This is a genomic window from Aquabacterium soli (genome assembly GCF_003933735.1).
Classification (GTDB): Bacteria; Pseudomonadota; Gammaproteobacteria; order Burkholderiales; family Burkholderiaceae_C; genus Aquabacterium; species Aquabacterium soli.
On sequence record NZ_RSED01000005.1, the window covers coordinates 329,340 to 335,877 of the forward strand.

Below are 6,538 nucleotides of genomic sequence, written 5' to 3' on the forward strand. Positions count from 1 at the left end.
TTGCGCTGAGGAACCCCATGAACCCTGATGCCCGGAGCCTGTGGCGGGCTCCCCCCTGGACGCTGTCCGTGCTGCTGGCAGCGCTCGGCATGCTGGGGCCCTTCTCCATCGACACCTACCTGCCAGCCTTCGCGGGCATCGCGCAGTCCCTGAACGCGACCCCGGTCGAGATCCAGCAGACCTTGTCGGCCTACTTGTTCGCCTTCGCGTTCATGAGCCTGTTCCATGGCTCGCTGTCTGACAGTTTCGGGCGCCGGCCAGTGGTGCTGGTCGGTGTCGCCATGTTCACGCTGGCCTCGGTCGGCTGCGCCATGGCCACCTCCATCGGGCAGCTGATCTTCTTTCGTGCGTTGCAGGGACTGTCCACCGGGGCGGGCATCGTGGTGTCACGCGCCGTGATCCGCGACATGTTCCCGCCTGACGCGGCCCAGCGGGTGATGGCGCAGGTCACGCTGTTCTTCGGGGTGGCGCCGGCCATTGCGCCCATCGTGGGCGGATTCCTGTTCGTGCAGGCGGGCTGGCAGGCGGTGTTCTGGTTCTTGTCGGGGGTGGGCGTGGTGCTGTGGCTGGCCAACTGGTGGCTGCTGCCCGAAACGCTGCATGCAGAGCACCGGCAGTCTTTCGCGCCAAAGCACCTGCTCAAGGGCTACCTGGAGCTGGGCCTGAACCGCAAGTTCATTTTGCTGGCACTGGCCAGCGGCGTGCCCTTCAACGGCATGTTCCTGTATGTGCTGTCGGCGCCGGCCTTCCTCGGCGAGCAACTGCACCTGGCGCCCACGCAGTTCTTCTGGTTCTTCCTGTGCACCATCGCCGGCATCATGGGGGGGGCTTTCTGCAGTGGCCGCTTGGCGGGCCGCATCGAGCCGGCGCGGCAGATCCGCCTGGGCTTCGGGGTGATGGCGGTCACTTCCGTGCTCAACCTGGCGGCCAACCTGCTGTTCACGGCCGAGGCCTGGTGGGCGCTTCCCCCGGTGGGCCTGTTCGCCTTCGGCTGGGCCCTGGTCACGCCCATCGTCACGTTGATGGTGCTGGACCTGTTCCCGCACCGGCGCGGCATGGCGGCCTCGCTGCAGGCCTTCGTGTCCAGCACGGCCAACGGGCTGGTGGCTGGCGTCGTCTCTCCGCTGGTCATGCACGACACGGCCTTGCTGGCGCTGGCGTCCTTGTTGCTGATGTCGATCGGCCTGGTGTCGTGGACCGTGCTGCAGCGGCGATAATGCGTGGGTGAAGTCGGCCAGACCGCCGCTGGTGCAATCGCTGAAAGGCCGCACTGGAGGAAGGTCCGGACTGCACAGGGCAGCGTAGGAGGTAACACCTCTCCACCGCAAGGTGAGGATCAGAGCAACAGAGACGAGCCGATTCAGTTCGGGTGAAACGGGCAATCTCTACGCGCAGCAACACCAAATAGGCACACATTGAGCGGCATGGCTTGCCATGCCGTTCTACCCCTGGCCCGGGGGCTGTGTGCGGGTAGGTGGCATCGAGCCGTTCTGGCGACAGGCGGCCCAGAGGAATGGCGGTCACGGTTCAGTGTCGCGAGACACGGAGCTGCACAGAATCCGGCCTATCGGCTGACTTCACACTTTTCACTTTTTTCACGTCGTGCTCAAGTTGCCTCTCCAGGCGGCCGAAATGCCGGGGGCTGACTCCCGTAAAAGCCGATGATGAAAACCTCCTCGCGTTTCGCTTTCCAGGCCTTGGCCCTGCTGATGGCCGTGACCTTGTCGCTGGCCGCGCAGGCCGCCGAACGTGCCGCGGCCACCTCGTCGGCACCGGAGATCGTCGAGAAGGCCGACAGCAAGCCGGCCAAGGCGGAAGCGCCAGCGCCGCGCGGCACGGCCCGCAGTGCCATTGCGCCCAGCTCTCCAGCCCGCACGCGGCAGGCTGAACCCGCCGCCGAGGCCGCATCGGGCGTGTCCATGACCGAACTGCGTGACCTGATCGACCAGAAGATCGCCGAAGTGCGCGCCAAGCAGGAGACCGCGCCCGTTGTTCGCCTGAACAGCAACGCGGCCCCTGCGCGCAAGGCGCCTGTCAAGAAAAAGGCAGTCTCAGCCACGACCCTTGCTGCCCCCGATGTCAACGGCGCACAAGCCGCGGCCCTGGCGGCCGCTGTAAGGGCTGGTCAGATGCCGACTGCGGATGCGAGCGAGCCTGCCTGGGCCTACAGCGGCCCTCAGGGCCCTGAGCAATGGGGCAAGATCAAGCCCGAGTACAGCCTGTGCGGCAGCGGTAAACGTCAGAGCCCCATCGACATCCGTGAGGGCATCAAGGTCACGCTCGACCCGATCCAGTTCGATTACCACCCCACGGCGTTCCGCGTGCTGGACACGGGGCGCACGGTGCAGGTGAACGTGGGGGCTGGCAACAGCATCACCGTCAATGGCCGCCGCTACGATCTGCAGCGCATCGAGTTCCGCCGTCCCAGCGAAGAGCGCGTCAACGGACGCCAGTTCGAGATGTCGGCCCACTTGGTGCACAAGGACATGGAGGGACGCCTGGCCGTGATCGCCGTGCTGATGGACCAGGGCGCAGATCATCCGATGGTGCAGCTGGTGTGGAACAGCCTGCCGCTGGAAAAGCACACCGACCAGGCCTCGTCGGCATTGATCGACATGGCTCAGATGCTGCCTGATCAGAAGCAGTACCAGACCTACATGGGCTCCCTGACCGCGCCGCCCTGCACTGAAGGAGTGCTGTGGATGGTCATGAAGCAACCGGCCACGCTCTCGCGTGAGCAGATCGGCGTGTTCAGCCGCCTCTACCCGATGAACGCACGCCCGATACAGCCCACCTCCGGCCGCCTCATCAAGGACGGCCAGTAAGCGGGGCTGCCAGGGTTGTCGGGCTCAGGCCTGGGTGGAGCGGCGACGTGCTGCCACCACGCCTGCCACGCCCAGACCGCAAGCGAACATCGCCCAGGTCGCGGGTTCCGGCACGGGAGACAGGGAGGCGACCACATCGGGCGTACCCACCACCTGGGCAAACTTGCCCGTGAAAGTGCCGCCCGAGGTCACTGCGGTGACGGTGGCGTTGAGGAAGTCCAGGCCCGTGGCGCCGTAGTCGCTGTCCAGCGTCGTGTCGGGATCCCACTTGAAGGTCACGACCTTGAAGGTGTCAAAGCCCGCGAAGTTGAAGCCGAAGACCGCGCCGCTACCGAAGAAGGTGGCGGTGGTTCCGGCCGGTGTGGACACAGCCAGAGGGCTGCCGTCGATCACCAGGTTGCCGCCATCCAGGCCCAGGATGCCCGAGAAATCGAAGGTCAGCGACTGGATGTCATAACTCGATCCGTTGAAGATGCCGGTTTCGATGGTGAAAGGGTCGGATCCGGGCTCGGACACCAGGATGGAACCTGCCGCGTGCGCGCCCGCGGTGGCTGCCAGGGCTGCTGCCGCCAGCAAGGTCTTGAAGTGCTTCATGTGTTTACTCCTCCTCGTCGGTCCCGCATGACATCCATGAGGGTGGTTCAGACTAGTGGATTGCCCTAGGGCCTGTCTGTCAGCGCTGTCTGACGTATCCCCCCAGAACTAGGGGGTGTCTGGCTGGTTCCAGGCACCCAGCAGCGCAGGATTTTCAGTAGACGCGACCGCCCTTGATCTGGGCGTGGGTGCGGCGTGTCAGCGAGGTGGCCTTGGCCATCTGCGCCATGGCGTGGCCGGCGTGTGCGTGGCAGATCGCCAGGCCCAGGGCATCGGCCGCGTCATTGTGCGGCTCGCGCGGCAGGTCCAGCAGACGCATCACCATGTGGCGAATCTGGGCCTTGGCCGCGTGGCCATGGCCGACGACGGCTTTCTTCATCTGCAAGGCGGTGTATTCGGACACCGCAGGCGATGCCGTCGTGCTCAGCAGACCGGCGATGGCCGCGCCGCGCGCCTGTCCCAGCAACAAGGTGGACTGGGGGTTCACGTTGACGAAGACGATTTCGACCGAGGCCTGCTCCGGTTGGTAGGTGCCCACCACTTCGCGCACGCCGTCAAAGATCAGCTTCAGGCGGCCGGGCAGGTCGCCCAGAGCCGCCTCGCGGGTTTTGATGGTGCCGCTGGCCACGTAGTGCAGGCGGGGGCCGTCCGTGTCGATCACGCCGAAGCCGGTGGTCTGCAAGCCGGGGTCGATGCCGAGGATTCTCATGTCGGGGCAAGCATACCTGCGGCTTCGGGGCGATGCGGCCGCAGGCCATGAAAAGAGCCACGCAAAAACAAAAACGGGTTGAGGTGAACCCAACCCGTTCGGGAGGCAGGCTGGCTGAACGATGTCAGGCCATGCCGCGCTTGGCTGCTGTCGCAGCCTGTCTTGCAACTTTACTGAGCCTTGCGGCGGCGGGCCAGGGCACCCACGGCCAGCAGACCGGCCAGCGTCATGGCATAGGTGCTGGCTTCGGGCACGGGCGTCAGCACGGCAAACACGTCAAGCGAATTGCCGGACCGGCCGAACACACCGCTGTAGGTGCCGTTGCTGGTCACTGCCGTGATCTTGGCGCCGATGAAGTCCAGGCCGGTGGCGCCGTACTCGTCGTCGATGGCCGAGTCCGGATCCCAGCGGAACTTGAACAGGTCAGCCGTGTTGAAGCTGGTGAAGTTGAAGCCGAACACCGCGCCGCTGCCGAAGTAGGTGGCGGTGCCACCGGCGGGCGTGGTGAAGCTCTGGGGGCCTGCGCCGTCGATGACGACGTGGCTGTCATCCAGGGTCAGGGTGTTGGTGAAGTCGAAGGTGATCTTCGTGATGTCGAAGCTCGTTCCGTTGAAGATCGAGGTCTCGACATTGAAGCCGTTGCTGCCCGGCTCGCTGATGAAGATCTGCGCCTGAGCCAGGCTGGTCATGGCCAAGCCTGCGGCCAGTGCGAGAGTTTGACGATATTTCATGTTGGTTTCCCCCAGTGATATGGAGTTGTTGTCCGTTGAGTGAACCAAGGACCACCCGAACAGTCTGTGACTTAACTTACAGAATAGACGAGTGACCCTGGTCGGGCAAGGCCCGGAGGCGAGGTTTTCCCTTGTTCAAGGGGTGCTTTCCACCCTCCTGATCAGGAATACCGGCCAAACCAGGCCTGCTGCGTCAATGCCGGAAGTGGCGCGTGCCGGTGAACACCATGGCAATGCCACGCTCATCGGCAGCGGCGATCACTTCTTCATCGCGCATGCTGCCACCCGGGTGGATCACGCTGGTGGCGCCTGCGTCGACCACCACGTCCAGGCCGTCGCGGAACGGGAAGAAGGCGTCCGACGCCACGGCAGTGCCTTGGAGGCTGAGCGTGGCATGCCCGGCCTTGATCGAGGCGATGCGGGCCGAATCCAGGCGGCTCATCTGGCCGGCGCCCACGCCCATGGTCATGCCGTCCTTGCAGAACACGATGGCGTTGCTCTTGACAAAGCGGGCCACGGTCCAGGCGAACAGCAGGTCCTTGAGCTGCTGCTCGGTGGGCTGCACCTTGGAGACCACCTTGATGTCGCCCACCAGGTCGATGTTGTCGGCCGACTGCAGCAGCATGCCGCCGCCCACGCGCTTGAAGTCCAGCGCGTTGCCCAGCTGGCGGGATGCGTCGTCCAGCGGCACCTCCAGCAGGCGCACGTTCTGCTTGGCGGCGTAGGCCGCGCGTGCTGCGTCGGTGAACTTGGGCGCGATCACCACTTCCACGAACTGCTTGTTGGCGTTGATGGCCTCGATCACGTCGGCATCGACCGTGCGGTTGAAAGCCATGATGCCGCCGAAGGCCGAGGTCGGGTCGGTCTTCAGGGCCTTTTGATAAGCCTCCAGGGGGCCGGCGCCGATGGCCACGCCGCACGGGTTGGCGTGCTTGATGATCACGCAGGCGGGCACCTCGAAGGCCTTGACGCATTCCCACGCCGCATCGGCATCGGCGATGTTGTTGAAGGACAGCTCCTTGCCCTGGATCTGCGTCCAGCTGGCCAAGGTGCTGGCCACGGGGCTGGCTTCGCGGTAGAAGGCCGCGCTCTGGTGCGGGTTCTCGCCGTAGCGCATGCCCTGCACCTTGTGCAGCTGCAGGTTGAACACGGCGGGATAGTCGGCCTTGGCGGGCACGGCTTCCGTCTTGAGTTCGCTGCCGGCGTCAAGGCTGGTCAGGTAGTTGGTGATCATGCCGTCGTAGGCGGCGGTGTGCGCGAACACCTTCTTGGCCAGCATGAACTTGGTCGTGCGGGTGATCTGGCCGGCCTTCATCTCCGACAGCACCTGCTCGTAATCAACCGGGTCGATGATCACGGCCACGTCCTGCCAGTTCTTGGCGGCGGCGCGCAGCATGGTCGGGCCGCCGATGTCGATGTTCTCGATGGCGTTCTCGAGCGTGCAGTCGGCCTTGGCCGTGGCCTGCGCGAACGGGTACAGGTTGACCACCAGCAGGTCGATCGTGTCGATGCCGTGTTCCTTCAGAGCGGCCATGTGCTCTGGCAGGTCGCGGCGGGCCAGGATGCCACCGTGCACACGCGGATGCAGTGTCTTCACGCGGCCGTCGAGCATCTCGGGGAAACCTGTGATTTCAGCCACCTCGGTCACGGGCAGGCCCTTGTCGGCCAGCAGCTTGGCG

The 6,538-nt window shown here is 65.1% G+C and carries 6 protein-coding genes and 1 other RNA gene; 3 read left to right on the forward strand and 4 right to left on the reverse strand.

Annotated elements, in window-relative coordinates; genetic code table 11:
- Positions 1-17 precede the first annotated feature (17 nt).
- The 3 genes from EIP75_RS08600 to EIP75_RS08610 all read left to right on the forward strand — a co-directional run bounded on the left by EIP75_RS08600 (position 18) and on the right by EIP75_RS08610 (position 2,825).
- The gene (locus EIP75_RS08600) at positions 18-1,217 is read left to right on the forward strand and encodes a multidrug effflux MFS transporter (protein WP_125242831.1); all 1,200 of its coding nucleotides are present in this window, start codon (positions 18-20) and stop codon (positions 1,215-1,217) included.
- Between the two features lie 9 nt (positions 1,218-1,226).
- An RNA gene (rnpB, locus tag EIP75_RS08605) (RNase P RNA component class A) lies at positions 1,227-1,583 on the forward strand.
- Positions 1,584-1,661: 78 nt separating this feature from the next.
- The gene (locus EIP75_RS08610; protein ID WP_233584754.1) at positions 1,662-2,825 is read left to right on the forward strand and encodes a carbonic anhydrase; all 1,164 of its coding nucleotides are present in this window, start codon (positions 1,662-1,664) and stop codon (positions 2,823-2,825) included.
- A 24-nt stretch (positions 2,826-2,849) separates the two neighbouring features.
- Here the strand turns inward: EIP75_RS08610 and EIP75_RS08615 are convergent, their stop codons facing one another.
- The 4 genes from EIP75_RS08615 to purH form a co-directional block, all read right to left on the reverse strand.
- Positions 2,850-3,419, reverse strand: a complete 570-nt coding sequence (locus EIP75_RS08615; protein WP_125242832.1) for a PEP-CTERM sorting domain-containing protein — start codon at positions 3,417-3,419, stop codon at positions 2,850-2,852.
- A 154-nt stretch (positions 3,420-3,573) separates the two neighbouring features.
- The gene (gene ruvC / locus EIP75_RS08620; protein ID WP_125242833.1) at positions 3,574-4,128 is read right to left on the reverse strand and encodes a crossover junction endodeoxyribonuclease RuvC; all 555 of its coding nucleotides are present in this window, start codon (positions 4,126-4,128) and stop codon (positions 3,574-3,576) included.
- Between the two features lie 170 nt (positions 4,129-4,298).
- On the reverse strand, positions 4,299-4,859 hold the full coding sequence (locus EIP75_RS08625) for a PEP-CTERM sorting domain-containing protein (protein WP_125242834.1): 561 nt from the start codon (positions 4,857-4,859) through the stop codon (positions 4,299-4,301).
- A gap of 193 nt (positions 4,860-5,052) precedes the next feature.
- A partial coding sequence (purH, locus tag EIP75_RS08630; RefSeq protein ID WP_125242835.1) for a bifunctional phosphoribosylaminoimidazolecarboxamide formyltransferase/IMP cyclohydrolase occupies positions 5,053-6,538 on the reverse strand: 1,486 nt, incomplete at its 5' end.

Bases quoted from the DNA above. Each gene is read 5' to 3' on its own strand.
- EIP75_RS08600 (WP_125242831.1), top strand. From the start codon at position 18: ATGAACCCTGATGCCCGGAGCCTGTGGCGGGCTCCCCCCTGGACGCTG.
- EIP75_RS08610 (WP_233584754.1), top strand. From the start codon at position 1,662: ATGATGAAAACCTCCTCGCGTTTCGCTTTCCAGGCCTTGGCCCTGCTG.
- EIP75_RS08615 (WP_125242832.1), bottom strand. From the start codon at position 3,419: ATGAAGCACTTCAAGACCTTGCTGGCGGCAGCAGCCCTGGCAGCCACC.
- ruvC (WP_125242833.1), bottom strand. From the start codon at position 4,128: ATGAGAATCCTCGGCATCGACCCCGGCTTGCAGACCACCGGCTTCGGC.
- EIP75_RS08625 (WP_125242834.1), bottom strand. From the start codon at position 4,859: ATGAAATATCGTCAAACTCTCGCACTGGCCGCAGGCTTGGCCATGACC.